The sequence below is a fragment of the Azohydromonas aeria genome, from assembly GCF_009760915.1.
GTDB lineage: Bacteria > Pseudomonadota > Gammaproteobacteria > Burkholderiales > Burkholderiaceae_C > Azohydromonas > Azohydromonas aeria.
Window position 1 is genome coordinate 181,527 of record NZ_VIDQ01000002.1, and the last position, 17,725, is coordinate 199,251.

The following is a 17,725-nucleotide window of genomic DNA, read 5'->3' on the forward strand; positions in this document are numbered from 1 at the left end:
GAACCCACCCATGAACAGCACCAAGCTCAAGGCCGCCATCATTGGCAGCGGCAACATCGGCACGGATCTGATGATCAAGATCCTGCGCCACGGCAAGCACGTCGAGATCGCAGCGATGGTGGGTATCGATCCCGCATCGGACGGCCTGGCGCGCGCGGCACGCCTGGGCGTGGCGACCACGCACGAGGGCGTCGAAGGGCTGACCCGGCTGCCGGCGTTCGCGGACATCGACATGGTCTTCGACGCCACCTCGGCCGGCGCGCACGTGAAGAACGACGCTTTCCTGCGCCATCTGAAACCGGGCATCCGCATGGTGGACCTCACGCCCGCGGCCATCGGTCCTTACTGCGTGCCCGTGGTCAACGGCGCGCACCACCTGGACGCGAAAAACGTCAACATGGTCACCTGCGGCGGCCAGGCCACCATTCCCATGGTGGCGGCCGTGAGCCGCGTGGCCCGGGTGCACTACGGCGAGATCGTCGCCTCCATCTCCAGCAAGAGCGCGGGGCCGGGCACGCGCGCCAACATCGACGAGTTTACCGAGACCACTTCCAAGGCCATCGAGGCCGTGGGCGGCGCCGCCAAGGGCAAGGCCATCATCGTGCTCAACCCGGCCGAGCCGCCGCTGATGATGCGCGACACCGTCTACACGCTCTCGGACTTCGCCGACGAGGAGGCAATAGCCGCCTCGGTCGAGCGCATGGCCGCCGACGTGCAGGCCTACGTCCCCGGCTATCGCCTCAAGCAGCGGGTGCAGTTCGACCGCATCGACCAGCCGCTACTCATTCCCGGCGTGGGCCGCATCGCGGGCCTGAAGACTAGCGTGTTCCTGGAGGTCGAAGGCGCGGCGCACTACCTGCCCGCCTACGCCGGCAACCTCGACATCATGACCAGCGCCGCGCTGCGCACCGCGGAAAGCATGGCCGCACGGCTGCTGCAGCCGCTCACGGCCTGAAACGGAGTACCTCACCATGAACGGCAATAAGCTCTACATCTCCGACGTGACGCTGCGCGACGGCAGCCACGCCATCCGCCACCAGTACAGCGTGGCGCAGGCCGCGCAGATCGCCAAGGCGCTCGACGATGCCAAGGTCGATTCCATCGAGGTCGCCCACGGCGACGGCCTGCAGGGCGGCAGCTTCAACTACGGCTTCGGCGCGCACACCGACCTGGAATGGATCGAGGCGGTGGCCAGCGTGGTCAGGCACGCGAAGATCGCCACGCTGCTGCTGCCGGGCATCGGCACCGTGCACGATCTCAAGGCAGCCTATGAGGCCGGCGCGCGCGTCGTGCGGGTCGCGACGCACTGCACCGAGGCCGACATCTCGAAGCAGCACATCGAGTACGCGCGCCACCTGGGCATGGAGGCCGTAGGCTTCCTGATGATGAGCCACATGACCACGCCGCAGAAGCTCGCTGAACAGGCCAGGCTGATGGAGAGCTACGGCGCGACGTGCTGCTACGTGGTGGACTCGGGCGGCGCCTTGGGCATGCAGGACGTGCGCGAGCGCTTTCGCGCCTTCAAGGACGTGCTCAAACCTGAAACCCAGACCGGGATGCACGCCCACCACAACCTCAGCCTGGGCGTGGCCAACTCCATCGTCGCGGTGGAGGAAGGGTGCGACCGCATCGACGCCAGCCTGGCCGGCATGGGCGCGGGTGCGGGCAACGCGCCGCTGGAGGTGTTCATCGCCGCCGCCGAGCGCCTGGGCTGGAACCACGGCACCGACCTGATGCGGCTGATGGACGCGGCCGACGACATCGTGCGCCCGCTGCAGGACCGCCCGGTGCGCGTGGACCGCGAGACGCTGGCGCTGGGCTACGCGGGCGTGTACTCCAGCTTCCTGCGCCACTCCGAGGCCGCGGCCATGAAGTACGGCCTCAGCGCCGTGGACATCCTGGTCGAGCTGGGCCGGCGACGCATGGTCGGCGGGCAGGAGGACATGATCGTGGACGTGGCTCTGGACCTGATCAAGGCCCGGGAAGCCAGCCGCATCGCCGCAGAAGCCGCCTAATCAACTCCACCATCCACGCCTCGAAAGACATGCCATGAGCACTACCACCTTGAGCGAAGCCGCCACCAGCCGCTTCGTCCGCATCCGCGAAAGCGACCTGGAGTTGCAGCTCCACTACAACGACTGCGGCAGCGGCGACGATACGGTCGTCATGCTGCACGGCTCGGGCCCCGGCGCAAGCGGCTGGGCTAACTTCAACCGCAATGTCGAGCCGCTGGTCGCGGCCGGCTACCGCGTCATCCTCATGGACTGCCCCGGCTGGAGCAAGAGCGATCCGATCGTGTGCATCGGTTCGCGTTCCGAGCTCAACGCGCGCGCCCTCAAGGGGCTGATGGATGCCATCGGCCTTGAGAAGGCCCACCTCATCGGCAACTCTATGGGCGGCCACAGCGCCGTGGCCTTTGCCCTGGCCAATCCCGAGCGGGTAGGCAAGCTCATCCTCATGGGCGGCGGCACCGGTGGTGTGAGCTCCTTCGTGCCCATGCCCACCGAGGGCATCAAGCTCATCGGTGCGCTGTACCGCCAGCCCACCATCGAGAACCTGAAGCGCATGATGAGCGTATTCGTGTACGACACGAGCAGCTTGACCGAGGCGCTGTTCCAGGCACGGCTGGACAACATGCTCACGCGCCGCGAACATCTGGAGAACTTCGTCAAGAGCGCCGAGGCGAATCCGAAGCAATTCCCCGATGTGGGTCACCGGCTTGGCGAGATCAAGGCGCCGGCACTGGTGATCTGGGGCCGCGACGACCGCTTCGTGCCCCTGGACGTGGGCCTGCGCCTCATGGCGGGGCTGCAGAACGCTGAGTTGCACGTCTTCAGCCGCTGCGGCCACTGGGCGCAGTGGGAGCATGCAGACAAGTTCAACCGCATGGTGCTGGACTTCCTGGGGCAGTGAAAGCGCTGCGCCGAAAGCCGTTGCCATCCGGCCCGCCGGGCGGTGTTGCTTGGAGTCGCGCCAAGGTCTTCAGCCCAGTGTCAGGAAAACCGGGGGCAGCCCGGATAGACCGTAGGCCCCGTCAGCACTGATCGAGTCCGTCGGTACTCGATGGCAGCCTTGGCCTACCACGTGCAGTCCAAAAAGGCTCCTTCACACCGGTGTCAACGATACCGACACCGGTGTGAAATTTAGCAAATAGTTGGTTTTTTTATGGGGACCAGAATTCGCTCGGCGCGTCTCTAAAAAAGCGGTTGAGCTCTTGCATGCCAAACACAATGTGATGTATACGGCATAAGTCGCGGAATCATCAATATACGTGTCGATGCTGTGTCTTGTTAGCATGGATAAAAAGCGTGCTCCAGCTCGCGGTAAGTACAGGAGCCTTTAAGCAGCTTCGGCCATGAGGCGCGTTCTTGATGAGCAATGCTGTGGCCAGCATGTCATGTAGTCCCGGCCACCACGATTTGCTCATAACATGCCCGAAAGATTGAAAACACGTGCCGCATTCGCAGGGCCAGCCTGGTAGGGAGCCGTTGCCCGGTAGTGCATTGCCCGGACCGAACATGTCGAACAGCGTTGTGGTGGCGTGGCTGTTCTAGCCGCCCTTGTCGTCCTCCACGCGGGCGTAACGCAGGTAGAGGCAGAGGCCGGTGCGGCTGAACAAACGGTATTTGCTTCGACGTTGATATAAGTCTTTGCTTGTCGCGCTTTCTCAAAAATTGCCTGGATTATTTATTATTGTTTTGCACGCAATCGCATTTGCGTCACCTCGTTGTGCGAAAAGCATTGCCGAATTGCTTAGCCACCCACTGGAAAAGCAAAAAAACCACGGTACATCGGAGTGCGAGTTCGTTGCGCTATGCCTTGCAATTGCAATCGCGGTCGGCGGCGCAGCAGCGTTGCCAGCACTGTCTGGGTTTCGAGCTGCGTCAGTGACGCGCCCAAGCACACGTGCGGCCCGGTGCCGAAGGACAGCGCCCCCGGGTTGTCCCGTGTCACGTCCAGCCGCTCCGGGTTCTTGTGCCGTGCTGGGTCACGGTTGGCGGAGCCAAGCAGCGCCAGCACCAGCTCGCCCCGGCGCACGCGCTGGCCGCACAGGGCGAAATCGGCCGTTGCCCGCCGCCCGCTCCACTGCACCGGCGTGTCATGGCGCAGGAGCTCGCGCACGGCATTCGGGATCAGGTCGGGCTCGGCCTGCAGCCGCTCCCACTGCTCGCGCTCGGACAGCAGCGCATGCACCGCGTTGCCCAGCAGGTGGCGTGTCGTCTCGTAGCCGGCAAACAGCAGCATCGCGCACTGCGCCAGCAGCTCCGCGCCGTCCTCGACGCTGCCGTCGGCCTGGGCCGACAGCAGCAGGCTCACCAGGTCTTCGCCCGGTTCGCGCCGGCGCCGCGGCAGCAGCTCGCGCTCGAAGTAGCCGGCCAGCGCCACCACGCTGCGCTGCGCGGCGCGCACTTCAGCCTGCGTCGGGCTCACCGAGCCCAGGAAGGCTGCGATGTCCTCGCTCCAGGCCGTGAAGTCGCCGTACACCGACGCGTCCACGTCCATCAGCTTGGCGATCACGCGCGCCGGCAGCGGGCGCGCGATCGCCTGCATGAAGTCGAAGTGGCTTCCCGCCTCGTCCAGCAGCTCGTCGATGAGCGCCTGCGTCACGGGTTTCAAGGCCTGAATGCGGTCCGGCCGGAACGCGGGCTGCAGCACCTTGCGCAGCCGCGTGTGGTCCGGCGCGTCCAGGAACGGCAGACAACGCGTGAACAGCCGCTGCATCGGCGTGAGCTCGGCGCGCGCATCCGGCTCGGCCGCGCGCATCACCCAGCCGCCGGTGCGCCGGGCGGAGAGGCGCGGGTCGCGCAGCGCGGCCTCCACGTCGGCATGGCGCGTCAGCAGCCAGGCGCCGCCGAAGAATTCCTCGCTCCAGTGGATCGGCCCGGCCTCGCGCAAGGCGTGGTAGGCCGGATACGGGTCCTGCAGGAACTCCAGATCGACGAACGGGGCCACCGACGCCCGCGGCGGCGTCAGGACAGCGTTCATTTGGCGACCGCGCCCGACACGTCCAGGTGCGCCTGCAGCTCCGGGCGCTGGCCCTGCGGGCGCAGTTGCAGCCGCTCGAAGAGGCGGCGGTCCTTCTCGGCCTGCGGGTTGGTCGTGGTCAGCAGCCGGTCGCCGTAGAAGATCGAATTGGCGCCGGCCATGAAGCACAGCGCCTGCAGCGCGTCGTCCATCTGCTCGCGCCCGGCCGAGAGGCGCACCATGGTCGTCGGCATCGTGATGCGCGCCACGGCAATCGTGCGCACGAACTCGAACGGGTCGATCGGCTCGCTGTCGGCCAGCGGCGTCCCGGGCACCGGCACCAGGTTGTTGATGGGCACCGACTCCGGGAACGGGTCGAGATTCGCCAGCTGCGCGATCAGCCCGGCGCGCTGCGCCCGCGTCTCGCCCATGCCGACGATGCCGCCGCAGCAGACGTTGATGCCGGCGTCGCGCACGTGGTGCAGCGTGTCCAGGCGGTCCTGGTAGGTGCGGGTGTGGATGACGTTGCCGTAGTGGTCCGGCGCGGTGTCGAGGTTGTGGTTGTAGTAGTCGAGGCCCGCCTCTTTCAGCTGCGCCGCCTGCTCCTGGTCGAGCATGCCCAGCGTCATGCAGGTCTCCAGGCCCAGGCCGCGCACCTCGCGCACCATCTCCGTCACGCGCTCCATGTCGCGCTCCTTGGGGCTGCGCCAGGCGGCACCCATGCAAAAGCGCGTCGCTCCCTGCTCCTTGGCGGCCTGCGCGGCGCCCAGCACCTCGGAGATCGACATGATCTTGCTGGCCTCGACGCCGGTGTCGAAGTGCGCCGACTGCGGGCAGTAGCCGCAGTCCTCGGCGCAGCCGCCGGTCTTGATGGACAGCAGCGTGGAGAGCTGCACCTCGCTCGCATCGAAATGCGCGCGGTGCACCTGCTGGGCGCGGAACAGCAGGTCCATGAACGGCAGCTCATAGAGCGCCTGCACCTCGGCCACGGACCAGCGGCTGGCCTTGGGCTCGATGGCAGCGCTGCGGCGCAGGGAAGAAACAGGGACGGTGGCGACGACAGTGCTCATGGCGGTACTGCTCCTGATGGGATTAGGGGTGCGATCACTTGCAGTCGAAGAGGCTCTGGAGCGACTCGTTGTCGAGGTAGCTGGCCACCGCAGCGGCATCGGGCTCTGCCAGGTGCGGCACCACGCCCAGGCAGGGCGTCTGATGCCGGCGGGCGAGCTCATGGTGCAGCGTCTCGACGTTGCGCTGCAGGTGCGGCATGCTGGGGTCGATGACGTTGCCGACCCAGCCCGCCAGCCGCAGTCCTCGGGCCAGCACGCCTTCGGCGGTGAGCAGTGCGTGGTTGAGGCAGCCCAGGCGCATGCCCACGACCAGCACCACCGGCAGGCCCAGGGCGCTCATCAGCTGCGTGCTGTCCCACTCCATGCCCAAGGGAATGACCAGCCCGCCCGCGCCCTCGACCACGACGAAGTCCGCGCGCCACGACAGCTTCTGGGCGCCGCGCAGCAACGCCGCACGGTTGATGACACGGCGTTCGAGCTCCGCGGCGATGTGCGGCGCGCAGGCCTCCTTGAACTGGAAGGGTCCGATCAGCGTGGCCGGCAGTGGAACGTTCCCTGCATTGCGCAGGCGCTCGACGTCCTCGTTGTAGAGACGGCCATCAGCAGTCATGTCGAGACCGGAGGCCACCGGCTTGTAGCCCACGGCGCGCTGGCCGCGCTGGCCCAGCCAGTGCAACAGCCCGGCACTGACATGGGACTTGCCGACGCCCGTATCGGTGCCGGTAACGAAGCAGCCGCGCAGGCCGCTCTCCACCAGGGCGTTCATTGCGCCGCCTTGGAGGCCTGCGCCAGTGCATCCAGCAGGCGCTGGACCTGAACCGGCGTGTGCGCGGCGCTGAGCGTGATGCGCAGCCGCGCCGTGCCCACCGGCACCGTGGGCGGGCGCATGGCCGGCACGTACAGGCCGCAATGGCGCAGTGCCGCGGACAGCTTCAACGCGATGGCGTTGTCTCCGACGATCAAGGGCTGGATGGCGGTGAAGCTTTCGCCCAGCACCCAGGAGGATTGAATGCCCGTCAGGGCCCGCAATCCCGTGCGCAGTTGCTCCACCAGTCCTTGCAGCTGAGCCCGGCGCGTGCGCCCTTCTTCGCTTTCAATTAACCGCAAGCTGACCAGCACCGTGTGCGCCAATGCTGGCGGCATGGCCGTGGTGTAGATGTAGGGCCGTGCGCGCTGCACCAGCCACTCGATGATGGCCGGGTGCGCAGCCACGAAGGCACCGGAAACGCCCGCAGCCTTGCCCAGCGTGCCCATGACGATGAAGCGCTTGCTGCGCAGCCTGAAATGCTCCAGGGTGCCGTGGCCCTGCTCGCCCAGCACGCCCAGGCCGTGAGCATCGTCGAGCACGATCCAGGCGTCGTACTGCTCGGCCAGCGCCAGCAGCGTGGGCAGGTCCGCCACATCGCCGTCCATGCTGAACACGGCGTCGGTGACGATCAGCTTGACCGGCGTAGTGCAGGACTGCAGCTGGCGCTCCAGCACGTCCAGCCGGCCGTGGGCGTAACGCTGCACCTGGGCCTGCGCAAGCCGCGCGCCGTCGATGAGCGAGGCATGGTTAAGCTTGTCGCAAAACAGCGTGGCGCTGCCGTCACCCAGGGCTGTCGTCAACGCCAGGTTGGCCATGTAGCCACTGCACATCAGGAGTGCTCGCGCATGCGGAATGTGGGGTTCGAACCAGCGTGCGAGCAAGGCCTCGACCTGAGCATGCGGCCGCATGTGGCCGTTGACCAGATGCGATGCGCCGCTGCCGGTGCCCCAGCGCCGCGCGCCCTCGGCCATGGCCTCGATCAGCGTGGGGTGGTGCGCCAGGCCCAGGTAGTCGTTGCTGCAGAAGGCCAGCAGTGGCTCGCCACCCTGCTCGTCCTCGAAGGATTGCAGCGGCGCGCAGGGCGACTCGGCCACGCGCAGACGCCGGCGCAGCGCCGCGGCGTCGAGCTCAAGCAGTTGGCGGTCGATGTGCTCGATCAGCATGGGTCAATCCGTCAGTCCCGAACCTGGTGAAGATCCGTGTCGCGGTGGGCCAATGGGCAAGAGCCTCACATGCCCACGTAGTTGGGTCCGCCGCCGCCTTCCGGGGCGACCCAGACGATGTTCTGCGCCGGATCCTTTATGTCGCAGGTCTTGCAGTGCAGGCAGTTCTGGGCGTTGATCTGCAGCCGCTCACCGCCGCCGTCGGCAGCCACGTACTCGTACACGCCGGCCGGGCAGTAGCGGCTTTCGGGGCCGGCAAACTCGCTCAGGTTGACGCGCAGCGGCGCCGACGCATCCTTGAGCGTGAGGTGTGCCGGCTGGTTCTCCTCGTGGTTGGTGTTGCTCAGGAACACCGAGGAGAGCCGGTCAAAGCTCAGCTTGCCGTCGGGCTTGGGGTAGTCGATCTTCGCGCACTGGCGGGCTGCCAACAGGTTCGTGTGATCCGCCGCCCTGCGGTGCAGCGTCCACGGCGCCTTCCTCATGCCCAGCCGCGGCAGCAGCCACTGCTCGATGCCTGTCATGAGCGTGGCCGTGCCGCGGCCCTTCTTGAACCACTGCTTGAAGTTCTGCGCCTGGCGCAGCTCGGCGAGCAGCCAGCTCGCCTCGAAGGCCTGCGGATAGGCCGTCAGCTCGTCATGCTCGCGCCGCTGAACCAGCGCTTCGAAAGCGGCCTCGGCTGCCAGCATGCCGGTCTTGATCGCGGCGTGGCTGCCCTTGATGCGGCTGACGTTGAGATAGCCGGCGTCGCAGCCCACCAGTGCACCTCCGGGGAACACGGTCTTGGGCAGCGACAGCAGCCCGCCCGCGGTGATCGCACGCGCGCCGTAGCTCAAGCGCCGGCCACCTTCCAAAACCTGCCGGATCACCGGATGGGTTTTGAAGCGCTGGAATTCCTCGAAGGGCGACAGCCACGGATTCTTGTAGTCGAGTCCCACCACGAAGCCGACGTAGACCTTGTTGTCCTCGGCGTGGTAGACGAACGAGCCGCCATAGGTGTCCGGGTCGAGCGGCCAGCCGGCGGTGTGCATGGTCAAGCCGGGGCGGTGGCGCTGCGGCTCGATCTCCCACACCTCCTTGAGGCCGATGCCATAGCTTTGCGGATCCCTGCCCTCGTCAAGGCCGAACTTCTCGATCAGCTGCTTGCCCAGGTGGCCGCGCGAGCCCTCGGCGAAGACCGTGTACCTGGCGCGCAGCTCCATGCCAAGTTGGAAGTTGTCGGTGGGCTCGCCGTCCTTGCCCAGCCCCATGTCGCCCGTGACCACGCCATGCACCGCGCCATCCGGGCCATACAGGACCTCGGCCGCGGCGAATCCAGAAAAGACCTCGACACCCAGCGCTTCGGCTTGGCCGCTCATCCACCGAACGACGTTGCCGAGGCTGACGATGTAGTTGCCGTGGTTCTTGAAACAGTCTGGCAGCAGCGCTTCGGGCGTGCGTTTGACACCGTGGGCGCTCAGGAACAGGAACTCGTCGCGCGTGACGGCCTGCGTAAGTGGCGCGCCCTGCTCGCGCCAGCCGGGCAGCAGTTCCGTGAGCGCACGCGGGTCCATGATGGCGCCCGAGAGGATGTGCGCGCCGGGCTCCGAGCCCTTCTCCAGCACGCACACCGCGATCTCCTCGTTGCGCTCAGCGGCAAGCTGCTTCAACCGGATCGCGGTGGCCAGGCCCGCCGGGCCGGCGCCCACGACGACCACGTCGTACTCCATCGAGTCGCGCGGACCATACTTGTCCAGCAGGGCTTGGGACTGTTGGGCAGAGAGCTTCACGGGGATTCCAGTGTTTCCAGGGTTGAGCAGCCCGAGCGGCTGACTGCGTTGGAGCCAGTCTGATTGCTGGCATAGCCCGTGTAAAACTCAAATATTTGCTATCAGACATCGACTGCGTCGATGTCTGGCACCCGTTCCTTGTGGTCAATGCGCCCGCGAGAGCGAGCGGACCAGCTCAGGCACGGCCTCGAACACGTCGGCCTCCAGGCTGTAGTCAGCCACCGAGAAGATGGGCGCTTCCGGGTCCTTGTTGATCGCCACGATCACCTTGGAGTCCTTCATGCCCGCCAGGTGCTGGATCGCGCCCGAGATGCCGCAGGCGATGTAGAGCGTGGGCGCCACGATCTTGCCGGTCTGGCCGACCTGCCAGTCGTTGGGGGCGTAACCGGCATCCACCGCGGCACGGGATGCACCAAGGGCCGCACCCAATTTATCCGCCAGCGGCGTGAGCACCTCGGTGAACTTATCGGCCGAGCCCAGCGCGCGGCCGCCCGACACGATGATCTTGGCCGCCGTCAGCTCGGGGCGGTCGCTCTTGGTCAGCTCGCGGCCGACGAAGGCGCTCTTGCCGCTGTCAGCCACCGCGGCGATGGGCTCCACCGCCGCGCTGCCGCCGGTGGCGGCTGCGGCGTCGAAGCCCGTGGTGCGCACGGTGATGACCTTCACCGGGTCGCTGCTCTGCACGACGGCCAGGGCATTGCCGGCGTAGATCGGGCGCTCGAAGGTGTCGGCGCCCTGGACCTTGGTGATGTCGCTGAGCTGCGCCACGTCGAGCTTGGCGGCCACGCGCGGGGCGGCGTTGCGGCCGGCGGCAGTCGAGGGGAACAGGATGTGGCTGTAGGCACCAGCGACGGCCAGCACCTGCGCGGCGACGTTCTCGGCCAGCTGCGCGCCGAGGGTGGGCGAGTCGGCGTGCAGCACCTTGGCGACACCAGCGATCTGGCTGGCGGCCTGCGCCACGGCGGCGGCGTTCTCGCCGGCCACCAGCACGTGCACTTCGCCGCTGCAAGCCAGCGCGGCGGTGACGGTGTTCAGGGTCGCGGCCTTCAGGCTCGCGTTGTCGTGTTCGGCGATGACGAGTGCGGTCATGTCAGATCACCTTGGCTTCGTTCTTGAGCTTGTCCACGAGGGTCGCCACGTCGGGCACCTTCACGCCGGCGCCGCGCTTGGGCGGCTCGCTGACGTTGAGCGTCTTGATGCGCGGCGCCACGTCCACGCCCAGGTCCGCCGGCTTGACGTTCTCCAGCGGCTTCTTCTTGGCCTTCATGATGTTGGGCAGCGTGACGTAGCGCGGCTCGTTCAGGCGCAGGTCGGTCGTCACGACCGCCGGCAGCGCCACGGAGATCGTCTCCAGGCCGCCGTCCACCTCGCGCGTCACCTGCGCCTTGCCGTCGGCCACTTCGACCTTGGAGGCGAAGGTCGCCTGCGGCATGTCGGTAAGCGCGGCGAGCATCTGGCCGACCTGGTTGCAGTCGTCGTCAATCGCCTGCTTGCCCAGGATCACCAGGCCCGGCTGCTCCCGGTCCACCAGCGCCTTGAGGAGCTTGGCCACGGCCAGCGGCTGCAGCTCGGCGTCGGTCTCGACCAGGATGGCGCGGTCGGCGCCAATCGCCAGCGCGGTGCGCAGCGTTTCCTGGCACTGCGCCACGCCGCAGGACACGGCGATGATCTCCGTGGCGACGCCCTTTTCCTTGAGCCGGACCGCCTCTTCGACGGCGATCTCGTCGAAGGGGTTCATGCTCATCTTCACGCCGGCAAGGTCCATCCCGGAGCCGTCGGACTTCACCCGGACCTTCACGTTGTAGTCCACCACCCGCTTCACGGGTACCAGAAGCTTCATTGCTTGTCTCCTTGAAAAGTGTTGGAAGCTGGGCAGAGCGCCGCTCTCCGGCCTCGCGGCCGGAGAGCGTTGCTGCCCCGCAGCTTTAACGGGTATCGGGTGCAGGAAGGGTCGGTACGCCTTGCGCCACAGCGGCCGCCTGCTGCGCATGCAGGGCACGCCGGTAGCCTTCGCGGGCCTGCAGCCCGTGCCAGTACGCTTGCACCGCAGGCGTGAAGGCGTTGCTCAGCCCCAGGTGCTGTGCCAGCAGCAATGCGTAGCCCACCGACACGTCCGCCGCCGTGAAGCGCCCCGCGCACAGGGTCGCCTGCACCGACAGGCGTGGCTCCAGCGTGCGCAGCCGCGCCAGGAACCACTTCGCGTAGTCGTCGGCCACCTGCGGCTGGCACCGCTCGGCCGGCTCGAAATGCCGGTAGCGCAGCACCAGCGTCTGAGGGAAGGTCAGCGTGGCCTCGCCGAAATGCAGGAAGTTGAGATAGGCACCGAAATCCGGCTCGTCCACCGCCACGTCCATGACGCCGGGCGAGTATTTCGCCGCCAGGTACTGGCAGATGGCCGCTGACTCGGTCATCCGCACGGCGTCATCGAACAATGCCGGCACGGTGCCCAGGGGGTTGACCTCCAGGTACGCCCTCTCCTTTACACGCGGCGGGAACGGCAGCATCCGCAGCTCATAGGCTAGGCCCAGCTCCTCCAGCATCCACAGCGGCCTGAAGGACCGCGCGCTGACGCAGTGGTGCAGCGTGATCATGGCTTCAGGCCAAGTGGGCAGCGGGACGCTTGGCCAGCAGGGCGCGTGTTACGCGCGACTGCGGCGCACGACCGAGCTGCTCGCTGATCCAGGCGCCGCAGTCCACCAGCGCGTCGAGATCCACGCCGGTGTCGGCACCCAGCCCCTGCAGCAGGTAGACGACGTCCTCGGTCGCGACGTTGCCCGTGGCGCCCTTGGCATAGGGACAGCCACCCAGCCCGGCCACCGAGCTGTCGAACACCCGCAGACCGAACTGGTACGACGCGTAGACGTTGGCCGCGGCCATGCCGTAGGTGTCATGGTAATGGCCGGCCAGCTGCGCCACCGGTACGTCCTTGGCCACGGCGTCGAGCATGCGCAGCACGGACGCGGGCGTGCCCGCGCCGATGGTGTCGCCCAGCGACACCTCGTAGCTGCCCAGCTCGTGCAGCCGCGCCGCCACCTCGGCCACCTTGTCCGGGGCGATGGCACCGTCGTAAGGACAGGCCACCACGCAGGAGACGTAGCCGCGCACCTTCACGCCGTGCTGGCGCGCCGCCTCGAACACCGGCACGAAGCGGTCGATGGACTCGGCAATCGAGCAGTTGATGTTCTTCCGCGAGAATGCCTCCGACGCCGCGGCGAACACCGCCACCTCCGTGGCACCGGCCGCCAGCGCCGCCTCGAAGCCCTTGAGGTTGGGCGCGAGCACGGGATAGTTCACGCCAGGACGCCGCTGCAGGCCCGCCATGATCTCGGCATGGTCGGCCATCTGCGGCACCCACTTCGGCGACACGAAGGAGGTGGCTTCGATGTCGCGCAGGCCCGCCTTCGCCAGCCGCTCGATGAGCTCCAGCTTGATCGCGGTGGAGATGGACTGCTTCTCGTTTTGCAGGCCGTCGCGCGGCCCGACTTCGACGACGCGTACCCGGTTGTCCGTCGTTGCCATCACTCGGCCCTCTCGAATTCCACCAGCTCGGAGCCGTCGGCCACCTGGTCGCCCGGCGCAAAGCGGAAGGCCTTGACGACGCCCTTGCGAGGCGCGGCGATGGTGTGCTCCATCTTCATGGCTTCGAGCACCAGCAGCGGCGCACCCCTCTCGACCGTGGCGCCGGGCTGAGCGATCAATGCGATGACCTTGCCAGGCATGGGCGCGCGCAGGCCGCCTTCCGCTTCTTCGCCTGCACCGCCGACGTGCAGCCGGTCAACCATGGCCAGCGGCCAGGAGCGGCCCTCGAAGAACACCTGGCGCCGCTCGCCGGTAGCCACCACCGCGGCACGCAGGCGGCGCTCGCCCAGCTGCGCCATCAGCTCGCTGTCGGCGCCCAGCGTGCCGCGGGCGAAGATGCGCTGGTCGCCCAGCGTCAGCTCCCAGCCACCGCGCACGACAGCCACGCCAACGTCCTGGACCACCTCGCCCAGGCGCAACGCGAGCTGGCGCTGCGCGCTGCCGTTGAGCCGCCAACCGTCGAGCAGCCGCCAGGGAGAGGCTTCGTCCGGCGCACTGGTCGCGGCCTTCTGCGCCAGGCGCTGCTCGCGAAGCAGCTCCGCCAGGGCCGTGAGCAGCCACACGTCGGCCGGCACCTCGCCGGTTTCCGGGAAGAGCAGGGCCTGCTCGCGCTCGATCAGCCCAGTGTCGAGGTTGGCGTCCGCAAACGACGGCACGGCAACCAGTCGCGAGAGGAACTCCACGTTGTTCTGCACGCCCACCACGCGGTACTGGGCCAGGGCTTGGCGCATGCGCGACAGCGCCTGGCGCCGGTCCGCGCCCCAGACGATCAGCTTGGCGATCATCGGGTCGTAGTGCGGGGTGATCTCGTCTCCCTGCTCCACGCCGGTGTCCACGCGCACGTGGTCGCTCTCCGGCGGCGGCGCCAGATGCACCAGGCGCCCGGTAGAAGGCAGGAAGCCGCGGTCCGGGTCCTCGGCGTAGATGCGCGCCTCCAACGCGTGGCCGTCAATGGACAATTGCTCCTGCCGCAGCGGCAGCCGCTCGCCCGAGGCCACACGCAGCTGCCACTCCACCAGGTCCAGACCCGTGATCATCTCGGTCACCGGGTGCTCGACCTGCAGCCGGGTGTTCATCTCCATGAAGTAGAACGACCCATCCTGGTTGGCGATGAACTCCACCGTGCCGGCACCCACGTACCCGACCGCCTTGGCCGCATCCACCGCGGCCTTGCCCATGGCCGCGCGGCGGTCGGGCGTCATGCCAGGCGCGGGCGCCTCTTCGAGCACCTTTTGATGCCGGCGCTGCACCGAGCAGTCGCGCTCGAACAGGTAGACGCAGTCGCCGCGTTTGTCGCCGAACACCTGGATCTCGATGTGCCGCGGCTTGAGCACGTACTTCTCGACCAGCACGTGGTCGTCGCCGAAGGCGTTGGTGGCCTCGCGCTGGCAAGAGGCCAGCGCCGCCTCGAAGTCGGCGGCGTGGTCCACGCGGCGCATGCCCTTGCCGCCGCCGCCGGCGCTGGCCTTGATCAGCACGGGGTAGCCGATGCGCTCGGCCTGCGCCGCCAGGAAGCTGGGGTCCTGGTTGTCGCCGTGGTAGCCGGGCGTGAGCGGCACGCCGGCCTTCTCCATCAGCGCCTTGGCCGCCGACTTGGAGCCCATGGCGCGGATGGCCGAAGCCGGCGGACCGATGAAGGCGATGCCGGCGGCCTCGCAGGCCTCGGCGAAGTCCTCGTTCTCGGACAGGAAGCCGTAGCCCGGGTGAACGGCCTGCGCGCCCGTCCGCTTCGCAGCTTCGAGAATGCGGTCGGCCAGCAGGTAGGACTCGCGCACCGGCGCCGGGCCGATCAGCACCGCCTCGTCGGCCAGGCGGACATGGCGCGCATTGGCATCCGCTTCCGAATACACGGCCACGGTAGCCACGCCCATGCGGCGCGCCGTCTTGATGACCCGGCAGGCGATCTCACCCCGGTTGGCAATCAGGATCTTGTTGAACATGCGTGTCTCCAGTTCTTGTCAGGCTCGGCCTTGCGTCCACTCGGGAGCACGCTTGCCCAGGAAAGCCGCCAGGCCTTCGCGCGCCTCAGGCGTCGCGCGCAGCGTGGCGATGCGCCGGGCCGTGTCCTCGACCACGTCATCGTCCACCGGGCGGTGCGCCACGGCACGGATCAGGTCGGTGGCCGCGGCCTGCGACAGCGGCCCGCCCAGCAGCAGCGCGTCCACCACCTGCTGCACCCGGGCGTCGAGCTCTTCAGGCTCGGCCACCTCGTGCGCCAGCCCGATGTGGCCGGCCTGCTCGGCGCTGATCCGCTCCGCCGTCTGGAAGTAGCGGTAGGCCTGGCGCTCGCCGATGGCGCGCACCACATAGGGGCCGATCGCCGCCGGGATGATCCCCAGCCGAACCTCGGAAGTTGCGAATTGCGCCTTGGTTGAGGCCACGCAGATGTCGCAGGCTGAGGCCAGGCCCATGCCGCCGCCGAGTGCTGCGCCATGCACACGGGCCAGCGTGGGCGTCGCGCACATCGAGATGGCGCGGAACAGACCGGCGAGCTTGCGCGCGTCGGCCAGGTTGTCCTCCAGCGCGGCGGCGCCCTGGCGCTGCATCCAGTTCAGGTCCGCCCCGGCGGAGAAGCTCTTGCCCTCCCCGGCCAGCACGATGGCCCGCACGGCAGGCGCGACATCCAGGGCCTTGAAGGCGTCCGTGAGCTCGGCGATCAGCGTTTCGTCGAAGGCGTTGTGCACCTCGGGGCGGCTCATCCAGATCCAGGCGCTGGCGCCCCGGTGTTCGATCTTGAGGGTCTTGTAGTCCATGGCCGGCCTCACATGCGGAACACGCCGAATTTCGTCGGCAGGATGGGCGCATTGAGCGTGGCCGCCAGCGACAGGCCCAGCACGCGGCGCGTCTGCGCCGGGTCCACCACGCCGTCGTCCCACAACCGCGCCGTGGCGTAGTACGGGTGGCCCTGCTCCTCGTACTGCGCGCGGATGGGCGCCTTGAAGGCGTCCTCTTCCTGCGCGCTCCAGGCGCCGCCCTTGCCCTCGATGCCCTCGCGCCGCACGGTGGCCAGCACCGACGCCGCCTGCTCGCCGCCCATGACACTGATGCGCGAGTTGGGCCACATCCACAGGAAGCGCGGCGAGTAGGCCCGGCCGCACATGCCGTAGTTGCCCGCGCCGAAGGAGCCGCCGATGAGCATCGTGATCTTGGGCACCTGGGCCGTGGCCACAGCCGTCACCATCTTGGCGCCGTCCTTGGCGATGCCGCCGCTCTCGTACTTGCGTCCGACCATGAAGCCGGTGATGTTCTGCAGGAACAGCAAGGGGATGCCGCGCTGCGAGCACAGCTCGATGAAGTGGGCCCCTTTTTGCGCCGACTCGCCAAAGAGGATGCCGTTGTTGGCCACGATGCCCACGGGCATGCCGTAGAGCCGCGCGAAGCCGGTCACGAGCGTGCTGCCATAGCGGGCCTTGAACTCGTCGAAGCGCGAGCCGTCCACCACGCGCGCGATGACCTCGCGCACGTCATAGGGCTTGCGCGTGTCCTGGGGGATCACGCCGTAGATTTCCTCGGGGTCGTACAGCGGCTCCTCGCTGGACTCCAGCGTGACCGAAGAGGGTTTAACGCGATTGAAGTTGGCGACGATGCGCCGCGCGATGAAGAGCGCGTGCGCGTCGTTCTCGGCCAGGTGGTCGGCCACGCCCGAGATGCGCGTGTGCACGTCGCCGCCGCCCAGGTCCTCGGCGCTGACCACCTCGCCGGTGGCGGCCTTCACCAGCGGCGGGCCGCCCAGGAAGATCGTGCCCTGGTTGCGCACGATCACGGTCTCGTCGCTCATCGCCGGCACGTAGGCGCCGCCTGCGGTGCACGAGCCCATCACCACGGCCACCTGCGGAATGCCCAGCGCCGACATGTTGGCCTGGTTGAAGAAGATGCGCCCGAAATGGTCCCGGTCCGGAAACACCTCGTCCTGCTTGGGCAGGAAGGCACCGCCCGAGTCCACCAGGTAGATGCACGGCAAGTGGTTCTGCTGCGCGATCTCCTGCGCGCGCAGGTGCTTCTTCACCGTCATGGGGTAGTAGGTGCCACCCTTCACCGTGGCGTCGTTGGCCACGATCATGCAGTCCACGCCCTGCACCCGGCCGATGCCCGCGATCACGCCCGCGGCCGGCGCGTCGCCGCCGTACATGCCGTGGGCCGCGAGCTGGCCGATCTCCAGGAAGGGCGCACCCGGGTCGAGCAGCTGCGCTACGCGCTCGCGCGGCAGCAGCTTGCCGCGCGCGGTGTGCTTGGCCCGCGCCGCCTCGCCACCGCCCTGGGCCGTCTCGGCCGCCTTGGCGCGCAGGTCCTGGACCAGCGTGCGCATGGCGTCGGCGTTGGCGCGGAACTCGGCTGAGCGCGGGTCGATCTGCGTCTTGAGTGCTTGCATGTTGT

General features: G+C 68.0%; 15 protein-coding genes. 3 read left to right on the top strand and 12 right to left on the bottom strand.

The window, feature by feature from the left end; genetic code table 11:
• The first annotated feature begins 10 nt into the window (after positions 1–10).
• The 3 genes from FJ694_RS02625 to FJ694_RS02635 are packed head-to-tail and all read left to right on the top strand — an operon-like array spanning position 11 to position 2,913.
• Positions 11–955, top strand: a complete 945-nt coding sequence (locus FJ694_RS02625; protein WP_157264088.1) for an acetaldehyde dehydrogenase (acetylating) — start codon at positions 11–13, stop codon at positions 953–955.
• Positions 956–971: 16 nt separating this feature from the next.
• Positions 972–2,015: a 4-hydroxy-2-oxovalerate aldolase gene (dmpG, locus tag FJ694_RS02630; RefSeq protein WP_157264089.1), complete on the top strand. Its 1,044-nt coding sequence runs from the start codon at positions 972–974 to the stop codon at positions 2,013–2,015.
• A 34-nt stretch (positions 2,016–2,049) separates the two neighbouring features.
• Positions 2,050–2,913, top strand: coding sequence for an alpha/beta fold hydrolase (locus FJ694_RS02635; RefSeq protein ID WP_157264090.1), 864 nt, complete (start codon positions 2,050–2,052; stop codon positions 2,911–2,913).
• A gap of 840 nt (positions 2,914–3,753) precedes the next feature.
• Here the strand turns inward: FJ694_RS02635 and FJ694_RS02640 are convergent.
• The 12 genes from FJ694_RS02640 to FJ694_RS02695 form a co-directional block, all read right to left on the bottom strand.
• A complete protein-coding gene (locus tag FJ694_RS02640; RefSeq protein WP_157264091.1) occupies positions 3,754–4,986 on the bottom strand; it encodes a cytochrome P450 in 1,233 nt (410 codons plus the stop codon).
• Positions 4,983–6,035, bottom strand: coding sequence for a biotin synthase BioB (gene bioB, locus FJ694_RS02645; RefSeq protein ID WP_157264092.1), 1,053 nt, complete (start codon positions 6,033–6,035; stop codon positions 4,983–4,985). The genes FJ694_RS02640 and bioB overlap by 4 nt, the downstream gene beginning before the upstream one ends.
• 34 nt (positions 6,036–6,069) lie before the next feature.
• The gene (bioD, locus tag FJ694_RS02650; protein ID WP_198320697.1) at positions 6,070–6,801 is read right to left on the bottom strand and encodes a dethiobiotin synthase; all 732 of its coding nucleotides are present in this window, start codon (positions 6,799–6,801) and stop codon (positions 6,070–6,072) included.
• Complete coding sequence (bioF, locus tag FJ694_RS02655; protein WP_157264093.1) at positions 6,798–8,006, bottom strand: 8-amino-7-oxononanoate synthase; 1,209 nt, start codon at positions 8,004–8,006, stop codon at positions 6,798–6,800. Before bioF ends, bioD begins: the two co-directional genes overlap by 4 nt.
• 65 nt (positions 8,007–8,071) lie before the next feature.
• Positions 8,072–9,712: an electron transfer flavoprotein-ubiquinone oxidoreductase gene (locus FJ694_RS02660; protein WP_157264271.1), complete on the bottom strand. Its 1,641-nt coding sequence runs from the start codon at positions 9,710–9,712 to the stop codon at positions 8,072–8,074.
• Between the two features lie 204 nt (positions 9,713–9,916).
• Positions 9,917–10,861, bottom strand: coding sequence for an electron transfer flavoprotein subunit alpha/FixB family protein (locus tag FJ694_RS02665; protein WP_157264094.1), 945 nt, complete (start codon positions 10,859–10,861; stop codon positions 9,917–9,919).
• Between the two features lies 1 nt (position 10,862).
• Positions 10,863–11,612, bottom strand: coding sequence for an electron transfer flavoprotein subunit beta/FixA family protein (locus FJ694_RS02670; protein WP_157264095.1), 750 nt, complete (start codon positions 11,610–11,612; stop codon positions 10,863–10,865).
• Between the two features lie 85 nt (positions 11,613–11,697).
• Entirely contained in the window at positions 11,698–12,363 is a 666-nt protein-coding gene (locus FJ694_RS02675) for a glutathione S-transferase family protein (RefSeq protein ID WP_157264096.1), read from the bottom strand.
• A 4-nt stretch (positions 12,364–12,367) separates the two neighbouring features.
• Positions 12,368–13,291 (bottom strand): hydroxymethylglutaryl-CoA lyase, encoded by a 924-nt coding sequence (locus FJ694_RS02680; RefSeq protein ID WP_157264097.1) that lies wholly within the window; start codon positions 13,289–13,291, stop codon positions 12,368–12,370.
• On the bottom strand, positions 13,291–15,291 hold the full coding sequence (locus FJ694_RS02685) for an acetyl/propionyl/methylcrotonyl-CoA carboxylase subunit alpha (RefSeq protein WP_157264098.1): 2,001 nt from the start codon (positions 15,289–15,291) through the stop codon (positions 13,291–13,293). Before FJ694_RS02685 ends, FJ694_RS02680 begins: the two co-directional genes overlap by 1 nt.
• Positions 15,292–15,309: 18 nt before the next feature.
• The gene (locus FJ694_RS02690) at positions 15,310–16,104 is read right to left on the bottom strand and encodes an enoyl-CoA hydratase/isomerase family protein (protein WP_157264099.1); all 795 of its coding nucleotides are present in this window, start codon (positions 16,102–16,104) and stop codon (positions 15,310–15,312) included.
• Positions 16,105–16,112: 8 nt separating this feature from the next.
• The gene (locus FJ694_RS02695; RefSeq protein WP_157264100.1) at positions 16,113–17,720 is read right to left on the bottom strand and encodes a carboxyl transferase domain-containing protein; all 1,608 of its coding nucleotides are present in this window, start codon (positions 17,718–17,720) and stop codon (positions 16,113–16,115) included.
• Positions 17,721–17,725 lie beyond the last annotated feature (5 nt).